Here is a 23,277-nt window from a genome sequence, read left to right as displayed (position 1 = left end):
GAGAGAATCACTGGACGTATCCGAGAGCCTTGAGCGCGTCCTTTTCTTCTTTCGAAAAAGCTCCTCCTTGCAGGGAGAGCGGCCCCCGTTCAATCCCGTTCCTGAAGCGTTCGACTTCGGTCTTCAACAATTTGAGAGGTTCGCTCTCCTGTCCCACAAGACTTATATCCTCAGAAGGGTCTGTTTTGACATCATAGAGAGCGTCGCCTTTGGGGTCACCCGTCAACAATTTCCATTGTCCTTTCCTGACACTGACATAATGGTATTCGGGATTTGTACGCGGCAGGTACAACTCGCTGAAAATAACGCGGTCTTCCGCTTCCTCATCCCGGATGAGCGGCATGAGGCTTTTCCCTTGGAAGCGGGGATCCATTTTTCCGCCGATCCACTCGACGAAAGTCGGCAGGAGGTCCACATGTCCGGCGACCTGTTCGATCTTTTTCCCGCGAGGCATTTTCGGCCCCCAAATGATAAGCGGAATATTGATCAGTTCATTTTCAAGGGAATAGATGTGTCCGCTGCATGTTTCAATCCCCTCGCCGTGGTCCGCGGTGATGACAACATAGGTGTTATCTGATAATTCCAGTTGCTCGAGTTCCGAGATCAGGCGCGATATCTGGTAATCGAGATGGGCGATTTCGCCGTCATAACTGTCGGCGCACGGCTCGGTTTCATCAAAAAAAGCGCTCCGGTAGGGCTCGGGCGGCGAGTAGGGGCCGTGCGGGTCCATGTACTGGATATGAAAGAAGAAACGTTTGGTTCGATGTTCTCTGAGCAGGCCGATTGCCCTGTCCGTAAGCAAGGCCGAGCCGTAAACGAAATCCATTGTCGCGTCGACCTGGATGCCGGTTGCCTGATATGCGTTCGCTGCGAACGGATTCGTCAGCAACGATTTCGTGTACCACCCGTTATCAGCCATTATTTGCGCCATATTCAGAGCCGGATTCCTCCATCCGTCCCCGTTCGGATCCAGACTGTAGGAAAAATAGCGAGACGTGTAGATGGTGGTATATGAAGGCAAGCTCCAGCTTGATGCGGCGATGAAATTCTTGAAAAGAAGCCCCTCTTCGGCCAACTGGGCGATGTGAGGCGTCGTATTCTTGTCATAGCCGTAACAGCTCATGTGAGATGGTGTAAGCGCATCAGAAATGATGAATAAAATATTGTTCTCTCCGGGGCGACGTTCAAATGCCCGCTCCCTCCATCCGGCCCATCCGGCACATGCCGCTCCCGATAAGAGCAAGAAAATGAAGCATCTGAGGATTTGAATCATGCCGAAATCGAGGCGCAGGTTTTTCAGGACGTGCAGGTTTGTCGCCAGCGCGAGGAAAGAGGCCGGGATGAGGGCGACGGCCAGGAAAATTATTTCGGTCTCGGCGGCAGCGGCGCCGGCTCTCGTTATCAGGGAATGTACCAGGTGAAATCGGCTGATTTCGGCCGCTATATATGAGCGATGGGGGAAGGCCGCAAGAAAGCTGATCACAACGGCGACAAACGGCGCGGCATTGTCTACCAGAGCAGTTTTGAATGGCCTATGGGTCAAACAGGATGACAGCGCGGAGAAGAGATGCCAGAGGAAGAAAAATCCGAATGCCCCGGAAGCGAGGTAGACGGTCTGATAGGAGACGGAATAAGCGTCGGGGAAACGGTTGAAGGTGCCTTCGATATCCCAGAGAAGCCAGGAGAAGCATGCGGCACTCGCGATACAGGAACAATAGCATGCGAGGAGGAAAAGGCGGCTATCGTAAAGACGCGAGAAGAACTGTGCGAAATTATTTCTGTGGATTGCCGTCGCCATACTTCGCGTGCGTCTCCGATTCAAGTGGTGAATTTTTCATGGGGAATCACCTCTTGATCGTGTGCTCCTGCACAGGCAGGGATGCAGCCGGGCGGACGATCTGCTCTTTTTTCCCGATTCCGGCGATTCTGTCGACGACAGCGGCTCCGACCGCATCGCCCCATACGTTGACGGTGGTTCTGCATCGATCGAGAAACCAGTCTATAGAAAGCAAGAGCCCGATCCCTTCGAGGGGGAGGCCGACCGACTTCAGTACAATCACCATTGTCACGAGTCCGGCCTCGGGAATACCGGCCGCTCCTATTGCGGCGAGGGTTGCGGTGAGGAAGATGATTGCCTGTTCCGGAAGACCGAGCGTCACGCCATAGGCTTGCGCGATAAACATTGCCGCCACCGCCTCATAGAGGGCAGTGCCGTCCATGTTAATAGTTGCGCCCATGGGAAGAACAAACGATGCGGATTCATTGGATACGTCATTTCGGTGCTCGACGCATTCCATTGTCAGCGGGAGCGTGGCGGAGCTCGATGCGGTCGAAAATGCAGTAGTTAGCGCGGGCATCATGTTAAGGGAATATTGCGCCGGATTCCGCCTGCCAAGGAGCCAGAGCAGGAACGGCAGGACAAGGAGTGCGTGCATTAACAAACCGAGGATGACTGTTCCCGCATACGAGAACAACTTTGCCAGCGCCGCCCAGAATAAGTCGCCGCCGCCCGCCTTCCCGAGGCGGTAGGCGATGAGCGCAAACACACCGATCGGCGCGAAATACAGGATGATATGCACCATTTTCATGATGGCTTCGTTAACGGCCCCAAAAAAAACGAGAACAGGTTTGCCGCGTTCGCCGAGCGTACTTGTCACAGCTCCGAAGAAGAGCGAGAAAACGATAAGCGGGAGCACGTCATTTTTGGCGGCGGCCTCGAAAATATTTTCTGGAATCATACCGATGAGGACAGCGGTCAGGGAAAGATCCTTCTCCAACACCGCAGTTGGGGCATATGTCTCGCCGAAATTCATCCCGGCTCCGGGCGTAAAGATATTGACCAGCATCAGGCCAATAAGCACGGAGATTCCGGTTGTACTGAGAAAATATGCAAATGTATAGAGGCCCGTCCGCCCGAGTTTTCGAATATCGCCGAGGTTTCCGATGCCGGTGATCATCGACGCCACGATCAGGGGGACGATGATCATCTTCAGGGCGTTCAGAAACAGGTCGCCGATCCACTTGACGGTCTCCATTCGCTCGCCGAAGAACCATCCGCATATGCCTCCGGCGATCATCCCGATGACGATGCCGGCGAGTATTTTTCCGCTCGTGCCTGTTCTGGGTTCTTGCATATCGAGATGTTCCGCGGGTTTTGGGACGAAAGGGATTCTTTTTCGAGATTATCAACTTTCCGCGGGTAAGTCAACCTCTGTACGGGCCGGTTCACGGATTGCGAGTCATTGGGCGGCAGGATTGTGGGTGGAGGCTTGACGTCGGGATGTAAGAGAACTAAAATATTGCGTGATCAATCCCTTTCTTTCGCATTTCCCAGAAAAGATTGGAGCACTCGCACATGAACTATGCGATAAAGAGACAGTTGGATCCGATATTTCGTCCGCGCTCGGTAGCTGTGGTCGGCGCATCGAATAACCCCGAGAGGTGGGGCAACGGCACAATGCGCAGTGTGCTCGACTGGAGCCAATTTCGCGGAGAGGTGTATCCGGTAAACCCGAAAGAGGATCAAGTCTGCGGGATCAAGGCGTACAAGAGCGTTTTGGATGTTCCGGCCGAGATCGATTTGGCGGTTATTGTGGTGAACGCGGCGCAGGCGGTTGACGTATTCCGGCAGTGCGTCTGCAAAAAGGTGGGCGGCGCTGTCATTATTACTGCGGGTTTTGCCGAGATCGGTGACCAAGGCAGGCAGATGCAGGAGGAATTAAAGCGGCTCTCGATGGAGAGCGGCATTCGCTTCGTGGGTCCGAACTGCAATGGCATCTGGAGTTCTGCCGTGCGTTTGAACCTGTGTTTTTGGGGAATCGTACAGCCCGGTCCCACCGCATTCATATCACAGAGCGGAACGATGGGAGATTATCTGTTTGACGTTGCGCAGGCGAAAGGATACGGCTTCGCCAGGTTTGTGAGCTCCGGAAATCAGGCGAGCCTGGATGTATGCGATTATCTCGAGTATCTGGCGGATGACGAAGAGACGAAGGCAATCACGCTGTACCTGGAAGGTGTCAGCGACGGCAAGCGTTTTCTGGAGGCCGCCCGCAAGGCAACTGCAAACAAGCCGGTGCTGGTCTACAAGGTAGGCCGCACGGCGGTGGGCGCGCGTGCCGCGGCAAGTCACACTGCTTCTTTGACCGGCAGCGCCGACATATTCGATGCTGCATGCCGGCAGGCGGGCGTCATCATTTGCGAGAACATGCTGGAAATGTTTGATTATGCGGAAGCGCTTGGAAACCAGCCGCTTCCGCGGGGGAATCGGGTTGCTATTGCATCCGGAGGAGGCGGTTTTTGCGTGGTGACTTCCGAAGCGTGCGCGAAGATGGGATTGGAAGTGCCGGTCCTGCACTCTGAGACTCAGCAGGAACTGCGCAAGCATGTACGCGAATTTTCGCCTCCGCTCCTGAATCCGGTTGACCTGATTGCGCGGAAGAGTCACCTGGATTATGCCGCTGCGATCGAGGTGCTTGCGAAACAGGATTATATTGACGGCTTGATCATCATGCCTCCCTACGGCGGGATTCACCGGACGACGCCGGTCGACGTGATGAAATCGCTTGTCGACGGCTGCGCCATGATTGCGGAGATTCCGGCAAAACACAAGAAGCCGGTGCTCGCATTTGCCATGCGGGAATACAAGAGCACCGCAACATTCGAGATTCTGAAGAGGGGCAACATCCCGTTCTTCGAGTCGCCTGAGACTTGCGCCCGCGCGATGAATGCGCTTGTGTTGTACGGCAAGCATCGAAGGGCACGCGGATGACGGTGATGGTAAAGTCCACTGTTCACTTTGGTTGTAACTTGACTCTGTCTGAATGGTTTGAGTAGAATGAACGTCACCCGGGGTGAGTTACCCATGCTTTTATATGGAGAAGGAAGGGATATATCGGACGATGCCAATAAAGAACCTGGAATTGAAACCCGAACAGTTGCGGTGGAAGTGCGATCCGGCCTTGTTTAAATTCAAGACCACCGCAGATATCAAAGAGAAAATGGAGATAATCGGTCAGGGAAAGGCATTGAAGGCAATGGAAACCGGCCTTGCCATCGGCAGTCCCGGCTTTAACGTGTATGTTGCGGGATTAAGCGGAACGGGCAAGATGACGACCGTGAAGTTCATTCTTGAAAAGCTCAAGGTCAAGAACGGCGTGCCCAACGATAAATGTTTTGTGCATAATTTCAAAATGCCTGATATGCCGCGAATTATCGAGCTTCGCGCCGGCTTCGGGAAGCGATTCAGAAAAGATATGGAAGACCTGATCGATTCTCTGACGTCGAATATACCGAAGGTATTTGAAAGTGAGAACTACCAGGAGAGTCGCGAGGAGATTGTGAGTCGATTGCGCGCATCAGAAGAAGATATTTTTCAGCCGTTCCAGGAAAAACTGAATCAGGAAAACCTGGCTCTTATTCAGATGAAGGTGGGCACTCTGACCAAATCGGGGATTGCGCCGCTGGTCGAGGGGAAGCCTATTCCGGTTGAAGAATATGTTGCACTAGTCAATGCGGGCAAGATAACGGGAGTTGATCTCGAGGAATTCAAGAAGAAGTATATCGAGTACGACAAGCAATTGCAGGAGATACTAAAGGCCGCCGCCGCGATTGAGCGAGAGGTGAAGGAGAAATTGGAAAAACTTGACCGCGATTTCGCGCTGTTTGTGGTTGACGGTTTCATAGAGAGCCTGAAGGTGAAATATGGGGAAAACGAGGAGATTCTTGATTTCCTTGAACAGGTGAAAGACAATGTGCTTTTGGATATCGACCGGTTCAAGCGCGGTCCGGTCGAGTATGCGCCTGCGCCCGGCCTGCCGACGATTCGGATCGAGGACTCGTTTCTGGAGTACCAGGTCAATGTGATCGTGGATAATTCTGAAACGAAGCGGGTTCCGATCGTGATTGAGAATTCACCGACGTTCCACAATCTTTTCGGAACGGTGGAGACTTCCTTTTCTCGCAGCGGCGAGCCCGAGACCAATCATATGAGGATCAAAGCCGGCTCCATTTTGCGCGCCGACGGGGGTTACCTCGTCTTTAATGCGATGGACGCTCTTACCGAGCCGTATGTCTGGAAGACCCTGAAACGGGCGCTTATAAACAAAGTGGTCGAGATTCCGACGACCGGGATGTTCCCGTTCTTTTCCGTTTCGGGAATGAAGCCTGAGCCGATTAACATAAATCTCAAAGTGGTAATGGTAGGCGATTACTACCTGTATCGGATGCTGCACGGATACGATGAAGATTTCCGCAAAGTCTTCAAGGTGAAATCGGACTTTGTGCCGGACATGGAGAACAGTCAGAAGCATATACGGGATTACTTGAACTTCATGAACAGCCTCTGCAACCGTGAGGGACTGCTTCATCTTGATCCGACGGGCGCCGCCGCCGTAATCGAATTTGGTGTGGAGGAGGCGGGCAGGCAGAAAAAGATAACCACCCGCTTTAGCGAGGTAGCCGATGTGATTCGTGAGGCGAGCTATCTCGGGCAAAAGGAAAAGGTCGCATGCATAAGCTCGAAGCATGTCCAGCAAGCAATCAAGGATCGCATCGAGCGAGTGAGTCAACTTGAATTGATAATAAAGGAATATGTGGATGACGGCCGCATCCGCATTGACACTGCCGGCAGCAAGATCGGGCAGATCAACGGCCTTGCGGTTTATCATACGGGCGACCACGTGTTTGGGAAGCCGGTACGAATTACGGCTGAGACGTCGATGGGCCGCGCCGGGATCGTAAACATCGAACGCGAGTCCAAGTTAAGCGGAAGCACGCATGACAAGGGAATGCTCATCATGAGCGGGTACCTGCGCGGCAAGTACGCGCAGGACAAGCCGCTGACTCTCAGCGCGAGCATCTGCTTCGAGCAATCGTATGCAGAGGTTGACGGCGACAGCGCGTCTACGGCCGAACTGTACGTGCTCATTTCGAGCGTTGCGCAAGTGCCCATCAGACAGAATCTTGCGGTAACCGGTTCAATAGACCAGAAAGGGAACGTACAGCCGATCGGCGGCGTGAACGAAAAAATCGAGGGGTTTTTCAAGATCTGCAAGACGAGAGGCCTTAAGGGGAATGAAGGCGTTCTCATACCGCGAATGAACGTGGACGATTTGATGTTGAATGAAGAGATAGTCGAAGCGGTCCGTAAAGGAAAATTCCACATCTTTTCCGTCAACACCGTTGACGAGGGGTTGGAGCTCTTGACCGGCATGAAGTGCGGGACGCGGACGAAGACAGGGAAATACCCGAAGGGGACGCTGAATCGTCTTGTAGTAGACCGATTGGAAATTTTGAGCAGAGGGCTGAAGGAGTACTACGGCGACGGTGAGACGAAAGTCGCCAATAATAAGAATTGAGGCGACGCATTGAGAAATCCCCTCCGAGAAACGAAGCTCCTTAATTATCCGATAAGATTCAGGGTCGCAATAGCTGAATTCTGCGAGCTTTTTCAGGATTGAAGCAGTTTAAGAGTTCAGCACTGAAGCGGGCGCACTTCAACGAGCAAGATGACGATGGTTGTCTTTGTTGCTCATGCCCTTCATTTATCACGCCGGCAAATGGTATCCTTTCGCACAATGTCCCTTCTTTTGGAACTCTCTGCCCATATGGTATAATGAAACGACAAAATTCAGGCATCTGTCGAGCAAGGAGAATTATTTGAAGTGGACGTTCTGCATTCCCGCTGTGGTAGCGCTTGTATCGGCATCGTTACTATCGTGCTCTGAAAAGGAACCATCCGCCCGATCACTCGCCGTTCGCGACAAAAAAGTATTCGTCTCAGGCTCTGCCGCTGTCATGCCGCTGCTGAAGATTTTGGCAGGCGAATTCATGAAAAGGGAAAAGGAAATAGAGGTTGTCTTTCTGCCCGATTCCCATTCTGACGTCGCGATTGTGGGGACAACGGAGGAGGAATATGATATCGGAGCCATCTCGCGGGAGCGGATGCCCGATGAAAAAGTGAACCCATTGCGCTATCTCCATTTGGCTCGTGACGGTCTGGTCTTTGCGGTTAATCCAAATCTTGACATCGTCAATTTGAGTATCGATCAGATCAGGGATATCTATACCGGAAAGATGTCGAATTGGTCGGAGGTGGGAGGTCCGGACGCGAAGATTGTGGTGATTGATCGTCCGGAACTCAGCTCGGCGAAGCTGGCATTCCGGAAACATTATCTGCCGGAAGACGCGCTTGTTACTTCCGAGGCGGTCGTGGTGGAGCGCCCGTGGCAGGTAACCGATTCCATCGAATGGATCGCGAATTCGATCGGGTATACTTCGCTTGGCGAGATTGTTTCAGAAAGACCCAGGGTAAACATTCTCTCCGTGAACGGCGTAAAACCGACAAGATCGAACGTAAAGGACGGCAGTTACAAGTTTCTGCGGCCGTTCGGACTAGTCCTCGGACCTCACCCGAAAGTGGCCACCATGCGGTTTGTCAACTTCATTTTTTCCGATGCCGGCTCTCGCATCATCGAAAATTCCGGGTATATTCCGCAGCGCTACGAGATTCTGATCGGCATCGTGCCCGAGCAGGACGTGATGGTGCAAAATCAGAGATACCAGCCGCTGGCGGATTATCTGTCTCACAAGCTGGGAGAGCGCTTTTCGGTCAAGCTCAAGCTGTTCTCGGCGTATATTGAAGTCTGCCGCGCACTCGCAGACGGTTCGATAAACGCCGCTTTTCTGGGCAGCTACGCCTATACGACAGTAAGCGACGTTGTGGACGTTATTGCGCGCCCGGATTATCACGGGATTTCCATGTATCGCGGCCTGATTTTTGTCAGGGCCGACAGCGGGATCAAGAACCTTGCGCAGATGCGCGGGAAGCGTCTCGTCATGGCCGGCAGGACGACGACGGCCGGATACGTGTTCCCGCTTTACCATTTCAAGCAACAGGGGATACAGGATTACCGGGCGTACTTTTCTCAGGCCAATTTTGTCGGCACTCATGACGACGTCATCCTGGCGGTTCTGCATCGTGAGGCAGACGTCGGAGCGGCAAAAGACCTGATTCTTCGCATGTTCATGAAGGAGAATCCTGAACTTGAATCGGCATTTCATATTCTGGAGAAATCGCCGCCCGTTCCGAACAACGCGTTTGTTGTCCGTAAGAATCTGAATCTGCCGTGTTTCGATTGTCATTCATCGCTTGGGAAAGAAGGCAAGATTCAATCGGATCTTCCCGCCAAATTTGATGTGGGCGCAACGATCGGGGAGTTTCTTGCTGCGATGCCTCAGGATGCGGAAGGCAGAGTTGCGCTTTCCTCACTGGGTGGAGCCAGCGGATTTTTGCCCACCACCGATGCCGATTATGAGGATTTATACAGAATGCTGAAGGAGATCGGTGTGGATCCTAAATCGGCGCTGTCTGCAAATGAAGTTGTGGAGTGACGTGAACCGGCTCATGCACAGGTACTTTGCCCGCTGGAACAAGCTGCAGAACAAGATTTTCCTGCCGTTCCTGGCGGTGATGATCTTCATTGCCGTCTTCATTATTTACGGGATGATGGATCTGGTTTCTTCGAATGTCGAAGCGCGGGTGAATGAGAAGTTGGACAACGATGTCCGCTTGGTGCAGGAGATGGTATCCGACATGGAGAAAAGTCTTGCGTTTTATGCGGAGTTCATCGCCGACACCGAGAAGCTTGCGGGTCACATCTCTGAGGCGCGCGACAGCCGGTTGATTCTCATATATCTTCTGGAATTCCTGAATGAGAACGGGATTTACTCCGACATTGGGGGAAGCGGCACGCGCTTTGCCAAGCGCAACCCCGAGCTGAGCCGACTGGGCATGCTTGGAATCAGAACGATTGGGCTGGTGTCTGAGTTCGAGGACGGTAAACCCGGTCTTGCCATTTCCGCTGTGGCTCGGATCGAAGGTCGCTCCGACAGCAGATCGGTCGTTACAGTTTCGAAGAGAATAGATTCTGAATTTCTTCAGGATCTTTGCCAGAAGGCGGGCGCGTACCGGCTGCAAGTGTATCATCGCGGAATTCTGGTGGAAAGCAGTTCACGCGACGAACGCTGCGATGCGCTGGTTCGGCAGGAGGTGACTCCGAAGCTGATGAGCCAGGTTATAGTCAGCGGCGTCCCCTATATCTCCGAATACAATTACGACGGTCACTCCGTAAAGATGTCGCTCGCTCCGCTGGTGGTCAATTTCAAGAAAGACGCGATTGTGGCCGTGTTCGAGTCGATCGATGACCTCTCGAGGACCAAGCGGAACATTGTGATCACAACCATCGTTGCAGTCGGGCTGATGTTGCTCATTGTGGTTCCGATATACGTGCTGACGGTTTCGAAGACAATTGACCCGATCCGGGAGCTTTCTCGCGCCAGCAATGCCGTTGCCGAAGGAAACCTGGATCAGTACGTTCCGGTCCGGACCAGCGATGAAGTGGGGGAGTTAAGCAAATCGTTCAACCTGATGGTTGCCGATCTGCGAAAATATCGGGAGGAACTGGAGCGCTGGAATCAGACGCTCGAGGAACGAGTGGCCAAACGAAGCGAGCAACTGGCCGAGGCGCAGGCGAAGCTGATTCAATCGAGCAAACTAGCGGCTGTTGGCGAGCTCGCCGCCGGGATCGCCCACGAACTGAATAATCCGCTGGCCGGCATCTACGCGTTTCTGCAAGTGCTGGCGGAGACCGTACGTGCGCGCGGTTTTCGCAACGTAAGCGATGAGGAAGCCGAGGGCTTCCAGAAGAACCTCGTCTACGTGGAGCGGGAAATCCAGAGATGCAAGTCGATTGTCGGCAGCTTGCTGACGTTTGCTCGGGTGTCGGAGAAACATTTTGTCCCGCTGAGTTTGAACGACGTTGTCCGGGAGACCCTGGGATTCATGCAGAGCAACCTGAAGAAGGACAGGGTGAAGGTTGAAACGCGGCTGACGGAAAACCTGCCGCCGGTGCTGGGGGATCCGAATGAGTTGCAGCAGGTATTCCTTAACATCATTGTAAACGCTCGCAAAGCGATGCCCGATGGCGGCACCCTGTTCGTTTCAAGCGGCGCTGACGAGAGGACGATTCAGGTATCGATAACGGACACGGGCGAGGGGATAAAACCGGAGATACGTGATCGGATATTCGACCCGTTTTTCACGACGCGCAAGCCCGGCGAGGGGACAGGGTTGGGCCTCTCCATCAGTTACGGGATCATCAAGGATCATAACGGCGAAATTCTTGCGGAGAGCACGCCCGGGCGGGGAAGCACGTTTACGGTCGTACTCCCGATAATGAGCGAAGAGCGCGCTTCGGTTTCAAGCGGAATATCCGCCGGAGAAGAAAATCCGGGCAACCGGGCGGACAACTGAGTGCGAGGGAAGTATCGGGTAAATGGAGATGAATAAGGCGAAAATTCTGATTGTTGATGACGAGCACCTTATCCGGTGGTCGCTTGAGAAGGATCTTCAGCAGGCGGGTTACAGCACGACGCAGGCTGCTTCCGGCGAAGAGGCGCTTGGTCTCATCGAGGAGATCGAGCCTGATGTTGTCCTGCTTGATTTACGAATGCCCGGCATCGACGGGTTCCAGGTCATGGAGGAAACGAAGAGGCGGGATTTTCATCCGCTCTTCATTATTGTTACGGGGACGGGCGATGTGAAGACAGCCGTTCGGGCGGTAAAAGAGGGCGCGGTCGACTATATCTGCAAGCCGTTCGAAATTGAGGATGTCAAACTTCGGATCGAGATGGCCCTGGAGACCTCGCGGATGCGCCGCGAGCTCAGCAATCTGAAGGACGATTTGAAGGCGCAGTTCGGTCTGGGGAATATGATTGGAGAAGCCCCCTCGATGAAGGAAATCTTTTCGACCATCGAGAAGGTATCCGCAAGCAAATTTTCCACCGTATTGCTGCAAGGAGAGAGCGGGACAGGAAAAGATCTTGTCGCGCGGACGATCCATTCGCTCAGCGATCGCTCGCAGTCCATCTTCCTTGACATCAACTGCTCGGCTTTTCCCGAGAGTCTGCTCGAGAGCGAGCTCTTCGGACACGAGCGCGGCTCATTTACCGGGGCGCGAGGACAGAAGAAAGGCTTGTTTGAACTGGCAAACGGGGGAACGGTGTACCTGGATGAGATCGGCGACATGCCGCTCTCGCTTCAGGGAAAACTACTGAAGGCGATCGAAACGAAGCGCTTCCGCCGCGTAGGGGGCACGGTCGAAATCAGTGTTGACGTCAGGATCATTGCCGCGACCAACAAGGATTTGAAAGCCGCGATCGAGGAAGGCAGATTCCGCAACGATCTGTTTTATCGGCTTAAGGTCATCCCCATTTACCTTCCTCCGCTGAGGGAGCGGCGCGAGGACATTCCGAGGCTGGCGCAGTTCTTCATCGAGAAGTTCAACTACGAGTTCAAGAAGTCGGTACAAGGAATTTCAAGCGAAGCCCTTCAATTGCTTTCCGTCTACCCGTGGCCGGGCAATATTCGCGAGTTGAAGAACGTAATTGAACGAATACTGATCCTGGAAACAGGCGACTATATCGACATTGATGATTTGCCCCCGGAGATCTCACAGTACGTTGAGGGTCCGCGAAGGTCCGCGGTCGCGGAAAAATTTCCGATGACGGGGCTTTCGCTTGAGGAAGTTGAGAAGGAACTCATTTCAAAGGCGCTCTCGATGGCGGCGGGAAATCAGACGCGTGCGGCCGAGCTTCTCGGGATTTCGCGCGATACGCTGCGGTACCGTCTTCAGAAGTTTGGACTGAAGTGAAGCTTTATTGGCGGTTCCGGCCGTGTTTCTGGAAGTAGTTCACTACTCGGTGGCGCACGATCTCGCCGCCGACCATATAGATCACATCCTCGGCTATGTTAGTTGCATGGTCGGCGATTCTCTCCAGGTGGCGGGCGACGAACATGTGGTGTAACAGCCTGTCCGCCTCGTCCGGATATTTTTTAATGGCTTCTTGCGCCTGCTCGACGATTTTTCGTTCAATTGCGTCGATTTCGTCGTCGGCGGCGCAGACTTCACGCGCAAGCTCGATGTTCAAGTTTACCAAGGCATCGAGGCTTTTGCGGAGCATAGCTTCGGTTTTCCGCGTCATTTCCCGGTATTCAAAAGAGACGTTGGTCGGCGGATTATTTGCGAGGTAGATGGATCGTTCGGCGATATTGACGGCGAGATCGCCGATTCGTTCGAGATCATTGTCGAGTTTGAGCATTGCGATCAGGAAACGCAGGTCGATTGCGACCGGTTGGTTGAGCGCAAGTATTTTCAGGCAGTCTTCCTCGACTTCGACTTCCATCTTATCTATTTCGGCGTCCACCTCGAGTACTTTCTTCGCAAGCTTTACGTCCCGGTCTTCTATGCTTTTCACGGCCCGGAACACGTTCTCCTCGACAACCGCGCCGAGGTGAAGGACGTTCTTTTTCAGCCGATCAATTTCGCGGTGCAAGTGAATGGGCATACTTGCGTATCCTTTCTCAACCGAAGCGGCCCGTGATGTAGTCCTGCGTCTGTTTTTCGGATGGATTCGTGAAGATGCGCGAAGTGGTATCGAACTCGATGATCCGACCCTCATAGAAAAAGGCGGTGAAATCGGAGACGCGTGCAGCCTGCTGCATGTTGTGCGTTACGATTACGATCGTATAATTGACCTTGAGTATTTCGATCAGGTCTTCGATCTTCGCTGTCGCGACCGGATCGATTGCGGAAGACGGTTCATCCATCAGGAGGAGCTCCGGCTCGAGGGCGATTGCGCGGGCGATGCAAAGCCGCTGTTGCTGTCCACCGGAAAGAGCCAAGCCCGGCTTATTGAGTTTATCCTTCACCTCATTCCAGAGAGCGGCGTCGCGCAAGGCCTTTTCCACCTGTTGCGCCAGTTGACTGCGGCTCAGGCGGTAGTGGAGTTTCAGCCCGTAGGCGACATTTTCAAAGACGGTCATCGGAAACGGCGTGGGCTTCTGGAAGATCATTCCCACCTTCTTTCGTAGCTGGATGAGATCTGCTGACGGGGAGAGGACATTTTCCCCATCAAGAAGGACCTCGCCGGTTGCTCGCTGGTCCGGATACAATTCATATATGCGGTTGTAGACCCTGATATGGGTGGATTTTCCGCATCCTGACGGGCCGATGATCGCCGTCACCTGGTTCGGAGCGATATCGAGGTCGTTGTCGTGGAGGGCCTGGTGGGATCCATAATAAAAATTAAGACCTCTCACCGAAACTTTTTTTTGCATTTGAGTTGAAGAAGCATTTCCCGGCACGCCTGCCTTCACTGCATAAGGCTTCACGAGAGCGTGTTTGGGTTCCTTTTCCACCAGTTTCATCTTTCCCTTTTCATGAGCAGAAAACCTCTTGCCGCTACTGTTAATAATAACACACTGCCGGTAATTATAAATGAAGCGCCCCATGCCATCCGTTGCCAGTCGGCATACGGCGACATGGCGTAGTTGAATACAGTCACCGTAAGATTTGCGGTCGGCTCGGTCAACGACTTCGGCCAGTAAGGGCTGTTGAGAGCGGTAAACAAAAGGGGGGCCGTTTCGCCGCTGATGCGGGCGATGGCAAGCAGAACTCCCGTCAACAGGCCGGCCTTTGCGGAGCGGAAGACAATTCCCATCGTCATTTTCCAGCGGGGCGCGCCGATTGCAAGCGCCGCCTCTCGCAGTTCATTGGGCACGAGTCCGAGCATGTCTTCGGTCGTTCTGGCGACTACCGGGACTATGATGATGGCGAGAGCCGCCGCTCCCGCGTAACCCGAGAAATGACCCATCGGCGCAACCAGCAGCGCATAGATGAATACTCCAATGATAATGGAGGGGGTTCCCATCAGGACATTTGTTCCCATGCGGACTGAGGAGGCAAAGAGCGTGCTGCGCCCGAATTCAGATAAGTAGACGCCGGTGAACACGCCGATCATGATCCCGGAAAGAGACGCCAGTACGGTCATCAGGAGGGTGCCCACGATGGCGCTTGCCAATCCGCCGCCGGGCATTCCCGGGGGAGTGGGCAGTTGAGTGAAGAACGCGAAGTTAAGGGCCGCGGCGCCGCGGACGGCCACTTCGATGAGAATCCAACCCAGCGCCGCCACGCCGGCCAAAGCCGCTGTCGATGACAAAATTTGGACTACAAGATTGACTCGCCGCCGCCATTTATGGGACCGGTTTCTCATAATCCACCTCCTGCCGCTTTTCGCATGCGGTTGAGCCAGATCTGTGCGATAAGCTGAACGATCAGCGTCAGGACGAACAGGACAAGGCCGAGTTCGATCAGGGCGCTCAGGTAGAGCGGGTCGAAGGCCTCAGTAAATTCATTGGCGAGTGTGGATGCGATGCTGTTAGCCGGAGCGAAGAGCGAGGGCGAGATGGTGTGATCGTTTCCAATGACGAAGGTAACGGCCATGGTTTCTCCGAGTGCGCGTCCGAGACCGAGGAAGGCGCCCCCGATGATCCCGCGCGCGCCGTATCGGAGCGTCACTTTTCTGGTCACTTCCCAGGTAGTGGCGCCGACTCCGTACGCGGACTCCTTGACGACTGCGGGCACCATGCGAAAGACGTCGCGGCAAATGGCCGAGATGAAAGGGAGGATCATCAGGGCGAGGATCAATCCGGCGGTTAACATGCCAATCCCCATCGGGGGTCCCTGAAACAGCGGGAGCCATCCGGCGATGTCTCCAAGGAACGGCTGCACATGATCCGCCATGAGCGGCGCAAAGACGAAGAGGCCCCACATCCCATAGATGATGCTGGGGATCGCCGCCAGGAGCTCGATGGCGCCTCCGATAATGCGGCTTATCGACTGAGGCGCCAGCTCGACCAGAAAGAGCGCAATGATGAGGCTCAGCGGAACCGCCAGGAGCATTGCAATGACGGTCGATACCACCGTCCCGTAAACGCTGCTGAGCGCGCCGAATTCTCCGATCACCGGATTCCACTCTTGTGAGAGCAGGAACGAGAAGCCGAATTTCCGGATTGAGAGGTTGGATCGCCAGACAAGGATGACAAAGATGCCGACGAGCAGCATCAACATGGTGCCCGCGCAGGAGATCGTGAACCACTTGAAGACGGGATCTCCTGAACGGGCAAGTGCAGCAGGAAAGGATTCATTCGCAGGCGCCATTTTCCCGAGGTATGTGGGCTGCGGCTCGTTCATTGCTGAAAGTCCCTGGTGCTCCTTTGATATTCGGCCCTGGAACCCGGAATTATCGAGTTAATATGGGGGCAGATGCCATTTTTATTTTCGGAGTACAAAAATATTGTAAACGAAAATACGCTCCCTATCCCTATATTTCTATCTTTACTGCAAGAACAAAAATAATAATAACGATAAAAATATGGTCTCTGTCCCCATATTTTTGCTTATGGCCACAGGGGCTGCCCATTCGATGTTACTTGTTCCTGCCAGGTGTTTTTGACAAGATCGACGACGTTCATCGGGATCGGGACGTAGTGCAGCTCTTTGGCCATATCGGCGCCGTGCCTGTAACACCAGTCAAAGAACGAAAGCATGGTCTTTCCCTGTTTCGCATTCCTCTGCTGTTTGTAAACGAGGATGAACGACGCGCCGGTGATGGGCCAGCTTTCGGCGCCGTCCTGGTCGGTCAGGATCAGGTAATAGCCAGGGGCGTTTTTCCAATCCGCGCCGGCGGCCGCGGCCTGAAAAGTCTCCATAGTCGGCGCCACGAAGTTGCCGGCTTTGTTTTGCAGGAGGGCATACACCAGCTTGTTCTGTAATGCATAGGCATATTCGACATACCCGATCGAACCTGCTGTCCGCTGGACGTAGGTGGCTATGCCCTCATTGCCTTTGCCGCCAATGCCGGTGGGCCAGGCGACCGCCGTGCCGACTCCGATGCTTTCCTTCCACTGCGGTGAGACTTTGCTCAGATAGTCGGTGAAAATCCACGTAGTCCCCGAGCCGTCCGCCCGGTGCACAACGGTGATCGCCTTATCCGGAAGCCGGAGTCCGACGTTCGCTTTCAGCAGTGAGGGGTGGTTCCACCGGGTTATCTTTCCGAGGAAGATATCCGCGAGGAGGCTGGGCGTTAACTTCAGATTTCCCGACTCGATCCCGGAGACATTGATGACCGGCACGACGCCGCCGATCACCATCGGGAATTGGATCAGCCCTGCCTCGTCCAGTTCCTCCGGTTTCAGGGGGGCGTCGGAGGCGCCGAAATGGACGGTTCCGGCTTTTATCTGAGCGATTCCGCCACCGGAGCCGATCGACTGGTAATTGATTCGGACTCCGGTTAGCTGATTGTACTTGTATGTCCACTGTGAATAAATGGGGTAGGGGAAAGTTGCGCCGGCGCCGTTTATGGCGACCTCTTGCCCGAGACCAACTGCGCTTGCGCTGAAAATCAGAAGCATAGCTAATGCGACTGTCCATAGATTACGCATATCTTCGTCCTTTCTTCCTCTTCGTTGTATGTTATTGTCTCATGAGATTGTTAGCATTTCGTTAAGGTTCTGTTAAGATTCTGTATTCCGGGAGGCCGGCAGGAAAGCTGAGACCGTAAGACCTTCCGAATTGAGCGGCTGGTTCCTGCTTCGGGGACAGGCGGCAAAGGACAGCCGCCTTAATTCCGGTCCCCTTCGCACTTCGTTAAATGGAGCCGGTCCCGCTCCGCACGCGAAGTCGCCATCGCGGCCGTTTGGCAGATGGACCGTTCCAAATTTACTAGAACTTGAAGATGACATCGAGCTGCAGTCTCCGGTAATCCTCTTCGTCTCTGCCGTCGTCATCGCTGATGAACTGGTTGTTATGAAAGTAAGACGCAGCCAGTTGCCAGTTTTTGGCGAGTTGGTAGGTCAAATTCACCTCGTGGCCATCCACGTTTGTTCCGCCGCCGCCGAAATCGGAGTCGGTGAAGAGGCCGACGACCGCGTCCTGTTCAAGTTCTTTGTACAGGTATCGGAATGCCCAGGAACCCGGGTCTTTTGTTTTTCCGACGCCAAAGCCGACCGACCAGCCGGCATCCTCTTCGTCGGCCGCGAGGTTTTGCACGTAATCGGCGAACACGGAGACGGGGACCTCCTTGATCCTCATGCCGACTTCGCCGAAAACTTCGAGTTCATTGAAATCCTCGGCGTATGTGCCATCGGGCAGGATCGTATTCCCGAAGCTTTTGCCGTCATCGAAGAACGTGTCTTTTGCCTCGATACCGCCGTAATCGTAGTAGCTGGCGCCGGCCATCGCATAGAGGCCGTTATCAAAGGCTTCAAATTTCTGTTTGAGCGCGCCCTGTGCTCCGACCAGCAGGGAATCCGACGACGCCGAATTTTCCTCGATCCAGAAGCCGTAAAGGTTTCCCATGAGGTCGGTGGAGTCCAGGCTTTTCTTATAGGTGAGCGCTCCGCCTTCGGGATTGACGTCGGAATCCCACACCAGCTCGCTGGCATTTGGGTTAATGAAGGGGCGTTTCATTTTTCCGCCCAGGACATGCAGTCCCTCGACGTTGGCCGGATGCCAGTCGAAATAGGCTTCGGACACCCATATTTCCTTGAGCGACCACGCATTATCGAGGGTTTGGTTACCCGAGACCGGGTCGCCCAGATCCTCATCGCCGCCCGCTTCCGAGGTGGACAATTGGAAGCCTAAATCTACCGTGTCGGTCGCTTTTGCTTCGATACCGATCCTGGCTCTGATTCGGTTGCGATGCCGCTCCTCGTCCTTCCCTGTTTTTGTATCAAGAGAGTCGATATACTCGTAGCGGTACCTGAGATCGCCCTTGAGCTTCACGCGATCGGTCCACACGGGCTTTGCTTCTTTGGTCTCTGAAATCCACTCTTGCTGTTCTTCCTGGACACCTTCGAGTGATTCCAGCCGTTGCATGAGGTCTGAAATGGTGCGATTCTGCTCCTCGACGATACGCTGAAGCCGCTCGAGCTGTTCCGATTGGTCCGGCTGTTGAGCGTACGCCCGGCCGGACAGCAGAAGAAATCCGATGCACAATGCCATAACGCTTTTCTTCATATTCTCCCTCTCTTAGCTCCAGAAACTCAACACCACAATCACAAGTAGAAAAAGCAGAGCGGTCCCTCGGACAAACAACTGGACCGCCCAATCATCCATTCCGCAAAGCGGCTCACCTCCTTTCCGCGCCAAATTCTCGAGTCTCCAGCGTGTGAAAGCCACGATAGACCATCCCCAGAGGACGGCTAGCGGGGGGATCAAGAGATTCATTATGTCTTCATAAAAGCGGATCATATTTCCAGTGGGTAATGATAACTGGAGAATGTTAGAGGATTATTAAGGGTGTGTGAGGAGTTTACTAATTTACCGGCGCCGGATAGCCTTCCGGATGGTTGGCTTCAACATTTCCGTTCTGGTTGGGATTGACCGCTTGCACGGGAAGCGTCACGACGACGGTTGTTCCCTTTCCCACACTGCTCGTGATGTGGAATGTTCCGCCGTACGCCGCGATGATCTTTTTGCAGATGGGGATGCCGAGCCCGACGCCTTGCTGTTTGGTAGTGACAAACGGCTGTTGAATCCGCTCCAGATCGGATTCACTGATACCGCAGCCGGTATCAGAGATCATTAGTGCCACAGCATTTGCTCCATTCAATGTGGTAAAGCGAGAGCGCACTTTCAATTCGCCGCCTCGCGGCATCGCCTCCACTGCGTTCAGCATCAAGTTAATCAACAACTGCAGCGTTTTTTCCACGTCTTGGAGAATTTCTCGGTCCGCCTGCTCCAAATCGAGATGAACCGGAATGCCGTTGATCTTGTTGCTCAGTGCAAGCAACGATTTCGCGATGAGCGCGCTGATCGTAGTGGGGCATGGACGCAGGGCTATTGGTTTTGCGTAATCCAAAAGGTCTTTCACCATCGTGTGCAGCATATGCACTCCGTATTCGATCTGTTCCAAGGTCTCGAGTTTTTCGCAGTTTTCTTCGATCTTCATCCGCAAGATATCCACGCCAAGCTGAATATTTTGCAATGGGTTTCTCATCTCATGAGCAACAAACGAAACCATCTGTCCGATTGAGGCAAGATGTTCAACGTTTGCCGGAATTTGATCATAAACAGGGGAGCCGTCACCAAGGGAACACATTGTCATCTTCCTTTTCTTACGGACAGGCAGTCCGCTCTGAGAGAAACAATTCTGGTCTTCATGGAAATCGCACAGATCAGGAAAAATGACGACGTGAAAATGGTCCTCAGCCACATACGTACCGTGTTCGACAGACATACATTCCTCCCTTTCATTTTCTCTTATATCCAGTTGTATCTCCTCACCATTAAAGAACGATTAGGGTTTCATTAATATTTGAATAAAAATATTAGCAGTTGCGGAATCTCAGGAAGAATGCAGGAGGACGCCCAAGCACTGCGTTGCAGGAAAAGATATTTTGAAGAGAATTCAATCTTTGATTGGACAGCCGATGCTGCGGACAGTTTTGATGTATTGTTTCTGCACAGCTTTTCGGCAGGGTCTTACTATACGTTTGTTACTGATCAAGAGCCTGCTCAGATATGCTGAATATTAACTCTCCGCCATTCTCTGCCGCCAGCCTTTCCTCAAAGCAAAAGAAACAAAGGCCGCATTGATGGACAATGGGACAGCCACACCACCGACATTCTCCGGTTTCAGCCCTCATTTTCATGTTCTCCTTTTCTCTTTTGCCGCCAAGTGCGCGACGCACGTCTTGAAAAAAGGATACTCAGGCAGTGTTAAGAATAGATGATCGCTGCATTAGGAAAAGGATAAATATGTGCGAATGTCGGCGATTGAGGAGGTCAGAGGCGGAGACAACCGGTTAGCATAACAAATTAGACGGCGGCGTTCTCTTGGTGCAATTTGCGGAGGCGGGCATACATTTCATCGCGTAACGATTCGCGCCTCAGCCTTGAATATTGGGCAGGTGTATTCTGAACGTACTTCCTTTCCCGGGGGCGCTTTCGACGCTGACGCGGCCGCCGTGGGCTTGGACGATATGTTTCACAATCGCCAACCCCAGTCCGGTTCCGCCCAACTTTCGACTCCGCGCCTTGTCCACCCTATAGAAGCGCTCGAATAGACGCGGCAGATGTTCTTCCGCAATACCGCAACCGGTATCGCAAACCGAGATAATTGTTTCGTCATTGGAAGAGTCCGCGCTGATTCTTACTTTCTCGTCCGGATCGCTGTACTTGAGGGCGTTATCGATCAGGTTGATTAACGCCTGTTCGAGCAAGGGTGGATTAATTTGGGCAACCAGATCGTTGGGACAGCTTAAAACGATTTCGATCCGCTTTTCCGACGCTTTTTGTTCACAGGTCTGGATGGCATTCCGGATAATATCAATAATCCTGGCGGCTGTTAATTCTATGCGCTCTTCTTCGGTTTCCTGCTCGATTCTGGCGAGCGTGAGCAGGTCATCGATGAGCGAATTGAGGCGGTCCGCCTGCTTGGCGATAATGGAGAGGAACTTTGCTGCATCATCAGGCTTTTGAATGGCGCCATCGAGAAGAGTCTCGACAGAGCCCTTGATCGAGGTGATTGGTGTTTTTAATTCGTGTGAAACGTTGGCGACCAAATCGCGGCGCACATTCTCAAGGCGGCGTACATTCGTGATATCGTTGACCACAACGACAGTTCCTCTGCTGCGGCCTTTTACATCCCGAAGCGGCGCCGCTTGAGCATGAATGAATTTTTCTCCTGCGTCATAGAGCACGAATTCAGTCTCGGCAGGCTCATTGGTTTCCACGGCTTTGCGGATGAGCCGCTGGAGATCGGCATTACGAACCACTTCCTGAATGCTTTGTCCGCGGGCCGAAAGAGGATTGACGCGAAAGAGCTGTGCGGCAGCCTGATTCAGGCTTATCAGGCGCTCGAACGAATCGACCGCAAGGACCCCTTCCTTCATGCTTGAAAGCACCGCCTCATGCTCGTTTTTCTTCTGGACGGCGTCATGTATCTTCTGGTCAAGCTCTGCCGCCATTCGATTCATGGCTTCGGCGAGTATGGCCGTTTCATGAGAATCGGAAGCGGCGAGCCGATGCGCGAGATCGCCGTCTGCGAAGCGTTCCGCCCCTTCCTTCAATTCTCTCAGCGGATTCGTGATGCGGCGAGACACGCCAAAACTGAAGGCGGCTGCGGCCGCCGCCACGAGCATTGCCGCCACGAGCATTTCGGCCGAGAGGTGAAACATGGTTTTTCTGATATCCTGGAGGGGTAAAGAGGTTCTGACCACTCCGACGACATCGTCATCCCGTGAAACAGGAACAGCCACGTACAACATTTCTTTATCGAGAGTGTAGCTGTAACGCGATGAAGCTCCTTCCAGCCCGGTAAAGGCGGAAATGACCTCGGGACGGTCCCCGTGGTTATCCATCAAGGTCGGGTCCCGCTCTGAATCTCCGACCACCGTCCCTGTGGCAAGGATAATTGTAATCCGGGTAGATGAAATTTCAGCCATTCGCTTGCAGAAGGCATCGAGAGCCGGCAGATTGCCCTCGGAAATTGGAGGGAGACTTTCCTGAATGAGATTCGCAGCGGCCGATAAATGTCTTTTTGTCTCCTCCAGATGGAATTTTCGGTAGGTTCGGCTTGCATACCAGCTCACGGCCGATAGTGCGAGCAGGATGATCAGGAGGTACGAGAAATACAATTGGAGCAGGATCGTCTTTTTGCGCATCGGCTACTCCTTGAGCCTGTAGCCGACGCCTCTGACGGTTTCGACGTATTTTCTCGCGCCGCCGAGTTTTTTGCGCAGGCTGGTGATATGGACATCGACCGAGCGGCTGGTGACGGCATAATCTTCACCGCGAATCGCATCAACCAATTGGTTTCTGGTGAATACCCAGCCCGGCTTCCGCGCCAGCGCGTACAGAATCTGAAATTCCGAGAAAGTCAAATCGATCGGCTTTCCCCCAACGGCAACTTCATGGCGCCCCGGATGGATCAGGAGATCATGCACCCGAACGGTTGCTCCGGCATCGGGCGGTATTTCCCGCCTGCGCAAAACGGCTCGCACTCTTGCCAGCAGGACTCGAGGGCTGAATGGTTTTGTCAGATAATCATCGGCTCCGAGCTCAAGGCCTGAGACGATATCGGCTTCTTCTCCTTTAGCCGTCAACATAATGATCGACACACGTTCGGTTGAAGGATTATTCTTCGTCAACCTGCAGACTTCGAGGCCGTCTATTCCGGGCAGCATCAGGTCAAGCACGATCAGGTCAGGCCTCTTGGAAGCGGCTGCCTCCAGCCCTTGCTCGCCGGAGGTCACGCCGGTCACTCGATAACCCTCCTTGCGGAGGTTATATTGGACAAGTTCCAGGATGTCGTCCTCGTCTTCGACAACGAGAATATGTTCGCCGGCCATATTTCCCTTCCACTAAAGCA

Annotated in this window: 17 protein-coding genes; 5 read left to right on the top strand and 12 right to left on the bottom strand. The window is 53.6% G+C overall.

Annotated features, from left to right (window positions below; translation table 11 throughout):
- Positions 1-7 precede the first annotated feature (7 nt).
- Both C4520_14255 and C4520_14250 read right to left on the bottom strand, forming a co-directional pair.
- The gene (locus tag C4520_14255) at positions 8-1,798 is read right to left on the bottom strand and encodes a hypothetical protein (GenBank protein ID RJP18593.1); all 1,791 of its coding nucleotides are present in this window, start codon (positions 1,796-1,798) and stop codon (positions 8-10) included.
- A gap of 46 nt (positions 1,799-1,844) precedes the next feature.
- Complete coding sequence (locus tag C4520_14250) at positions 1,845-3,134, bottom strand: dicarboxylate/amino acid:cation symporter (protein ID RJP18592.1); 1,290 nt, start codon at positions 3,132-3,134, stop codon at positions 1,845-1,847.
- Positions 3,135-3,355: 221 nt separating this feature from the next.
- Here C4520_14250 and C4520_14245 point away from each other — a divergent pair, with 221 nt between their 5' ends.
- From C4520_14245 to C4520_14225, 5 genes are all read left to right on the top strand, one after another.
- Positions 3,356-4,771, top strand: coding sequence for an acetyl-CoA synthetase (locus C4520_14245; protein ID RJP18591.1), 1,416 nt, complete (start codon positions 3,356-3,358; stop codon positions 4,769-4,771).
- Between the two features lie 103 nt (positions 4,772-4,874).
- Positions 4,875-7,358: an ATP-dependent protease gene (locus C4520_14240; protein ID RJP18590.1), complete on the top strand. Its 2,484-nt coding sequence runs from the start codon at positions 4,875-4,877 to the stop codon at positions 7,356-7,358.
- A gap of 175 nt (positions 7,359-7,533) precedes the next feature.
- Positions 7,534-9,393 (top strand): phosphate/phosphite/phosphonate ABC transporter substrate-binding protein, encoded by a 1,860-nt coding sequence (phnD, locus tag C4520_14235; protein RJP18589.1) that lies wholly within the window; start codon positions 7,534-7,536, stop codon positions 9,391-9,393.
- Positions 9,377-11,314, top strand: a complete 1,938-nt coding sequence (locus C4520_14230; GenBank protein RJP18588.1) for a HAMP domain-containing protein — start codon at positions 9,377-9,379, stop codon at positions 11,312-11,314. Before phnD ends, C4520_14230 begins: the two co-directional genes overlap by 17 nt.
- A 28-nt stretch (positions 11,315-11,342) precedes the next feature.
- A complete protein-coding gene (locus tag C4520_14225) occupies positions 11,343-12,713 on the top strand; it encodes a sigma-54-dependent Fis family transcriptional regulator (GenBank protein RJP18603.1) in 1,371 nt (456 codons plus the stop codon).
- A 4-nt stretch (positions 12,714-12,717) separates the two neighbouring features.
- On the opposite strand, the gene phoU is transcribed toward C4520_14225, so the two are convergent.
- The 10 genes from phoU to C4520_14175 form a co-directional block, all read right to left on the bottom strand.
- Positions 12,718-13,407, bottom strand: a complete 690-nt coding sequence (gene phoU / locus C4520_14220; protein ID RJP18587.1) for a phosphate transport system regulatory protein PhoU — start codon at positions 13,405-13,407, stop codon at positions 12,718-12,720.
- Between the two features lie 16 nt (positions 13,408-13,423).
- Positions 13,424-14,269 carry a phosphate ABC transporter ATP-binding protein PstB gene (pstB, locus tag C4520_14215; GenBank protein ID RJP18586.1) on the bottom strand — a complete coding sequence of 282 codons (846 nt, stop codon included), beginning with the start codon at positions 14,267-14,269 and terminating at the stop codon, positions 13,424-13,426.
- Positions 14,266-15,114, bottom strand: a complete 849-nt coding sequence (gene pstA / locus C4520_14210) for a phosphate ABC transporter permease PstA (protein RJP18585.1) — start codon at positions 15,112-15,114, stop codon at positions 14,266-14,268. The genes pstB and pstA overlap by 4 nt, the downstream gene beginning before the upstream one ends.
- Positions 15,111-16,061: a phosphate ABC transporter permease subunit PstC gene (gene pstC, locus C4520_14205; GenBank protein ID RJP18602.1), complete on the bottom strand. Its 951-nt coding sequence runs from the start codon at positions 16,059-16,061 to the stop codon at positions 15,111-15,113. Before pstC ends, pstA begins: the two co-directional genes overlap by 4 nt.
- 239 nt (positions 16,062-16,300) lie before the next feature.
- A complete protein-coding gene (gene pstS / locus C4520_14200) occupies positions 16,301-17,314 on the bottom strand; it encodes a phosphate ABC transporter substrate-binding protein PstS (protein ID RJP18584.1) in 1,014 nt (337 codons plus the stop codon).
- 310 nt (positions 17,315-17,624) lie between these two features.
- The gene (locus C4520_14195; GenBank protein RJP18583.1) at positions 17,625-18,920 is read right to left on the bottom strand and encodes a hypothetical protein; all 1,296 of its coding nucleotides are present in this window, start codon (positions 18,918-18,920) and stop codon (positions 17,625-17,627) included.
- Between the two features lie 12 nt (positions 18,921-18,932).
- The gene (locus C4520_14190; GenBank protein ID RJP18582.1) at positions 18,933-19,154 is read right to left on the bottom strand and encodes a hypothetical protein; all 222 of its coding nucleotides are present in this window, start codon (positions 19,152-19,154) and stop codon (positions 18,933-18,935) included.
- Positions 19,155-19,218: 64 nt separating this feature from the next.
- Complete coding sequence (locus tag C4520_14185; GenBank protein RJP18581.1) at positions 19,219-20,142, bottom strand: hypothetical protein; 924 nt, start codon at positions 20,140-20,142, stop codon at positions 19,219-19,221.
- Positions 20,143-20,794: 652 nt separating this feature from the next.
- Positions 20,795-22,570, bottom strand: coding sequence for a HAMP domain-containing protein (locus C4520_14180; protein ID RJP18580.1), 1,776 nt, complete (start codon positions 22,568-22,570; stop codon positions 20,795-20,797).
- Between the two features lie 3 nt (positions 22,571-22,573).
- Entirely contained in the window at positions 22,574-23,257 is a 684-nt protein-coding gene (locus tag C4520_14175) for a DNA-binding response regulator (protein ID RJP18579.1), read from the bottom strand.
- Positions 23,258-23,277 lie beyond the last annotated feature (20 nt).

The sequence above is a fragment of the Candidatus Abyssobacteria bacterium SURF_5 genome (assembly GCA_003598085.1).
In the GTDB taxonomy this organism is placed as follows: Bacteria; Abyssobacteria; SURF-5; order SURF-5; family SURF-5; genus SURF-5.
The sequence above is the reverse complement of the archived record's forward strand: the minus strand, read 5'-3'. Positions and strand labels throughout refer to the sequence as shown.

Excerpts from the sequence above, each read along its gene's own strand:
- C4520_14255 (RJP18593.1), bottom strand. The coding sequence starts at position 1,798 with ATGGCGACGGCAATCCACAGAAATAATTTCGCACAGTTCTTCTCGCGT.
- C4520_14250 (RJP18592.1), bottom strand. The coding sequence starts at position 3,134 with ATGCAAGAACCCAGAACAGGCACGAGCGGAAAAATACTCGCCGGCATC.
- C4520_14245 (RJP18591.1), top strand. The coding sequence starts at position 3,356 with ATGAACTATGCGATAAAGAGACAGTTGGATCCGATATTTCGTCCGCGC.
- C4520_14240 (RJP18590.1), top strand. The coding sequence starts at position 4,875 with ATGGAGAAGGAAGGGATATATCGGACGATGCCAATAAAGAACCTGGAA.
- phnD (RJP18589.1), top strand. The coding sequence starts at position 7,534 with ATGCCCTTCATTTATCACGCCGGCAAATGGTATCCTTTCGCACAATGT.
- C4520_14230 (RJP18588.1), top strand. The coding sequence starts at position 9,377 with ATGAAGTTGTGGAGTGACGTGAACCGGCTCATGCACAGGTACTTTGCC.
- C4520_14225 (RJP18603.1), top strand. The coding sequence starts at position 11,343 with ATGAATAAGGCGAAAATTCTGATTGTTGATGACGAGCACCTTATCCGG.
- phoU (RJP18587.1), bottom strand. The coding sequence starts at position 13,407 with ATGCCCATTCACTTGCACCGCGAAATTGATCGGCTGAAAAAGAACGTC.
- pstB (RJP18586.1), bottom strand. The coding sequence starts at position 14,269 with ATGAAACTGGTGGAAAAGGAACCCAAACACGCTCTCGTGAAGCCTTAT.
- pstA (RJP18585.1), bottom strand. The coding sequence starts at position 15,114 with ATGAGAAACCGGTCCCATAAATGGCGGCGGCGAGTCAATCTTGTAGTC.
- pstC (RJP18602.1), bottom strand. The coding sequence starts at position 16,061 with ATGGCGCCTGCGAATGAATCCTTTCCTGCTGCACTTGCCCGTTCAGGA.
- pstS (RJP18584.1), bottom strand. The coding sequence starts at position 17,314 with ATGCTTCTGATTTTCAGCGCAAGCGCAGTTGGTCTCGGGCAAGAGGTC.
- C4520_14195 (RJP18583.1), bottom strand. The coding sequence starts at position 18,920 with ATGAAGAAAAGCGTTATGGCATTGTGCATCGGATTTCTTCTGCTGTCC.
- C4520_14190 (RJP18582.1), bottom strand. The coding sequence starts at position 19,154 with ATGATCCGCTTTTATGAAGACATAATGAATCTCTTGATCCCCCCGCTA.
- C4520_14185 (RJP18581.1), bottom strand. The coding sequence starts at position 20,142 with ATGTCTGTCGAACACGGTACGTATGTGGCTGAGGACCATTTTCACGTC.
- C4520_14180 (RJP18580.1), bottom strand. The coding sequence starts at position 22,570 with ATGCGCAAAAAGACGATCCTGCTCCAATTGTATTTCTCGTACCTCCTG.
- C4520_14175 (RJP18579.1), bottom strand. The coding sequence starts at position 23,257 with ATGGCCGGCGAACATATTCTCGTTGTCGAAGACGAGGACGACATCCTG.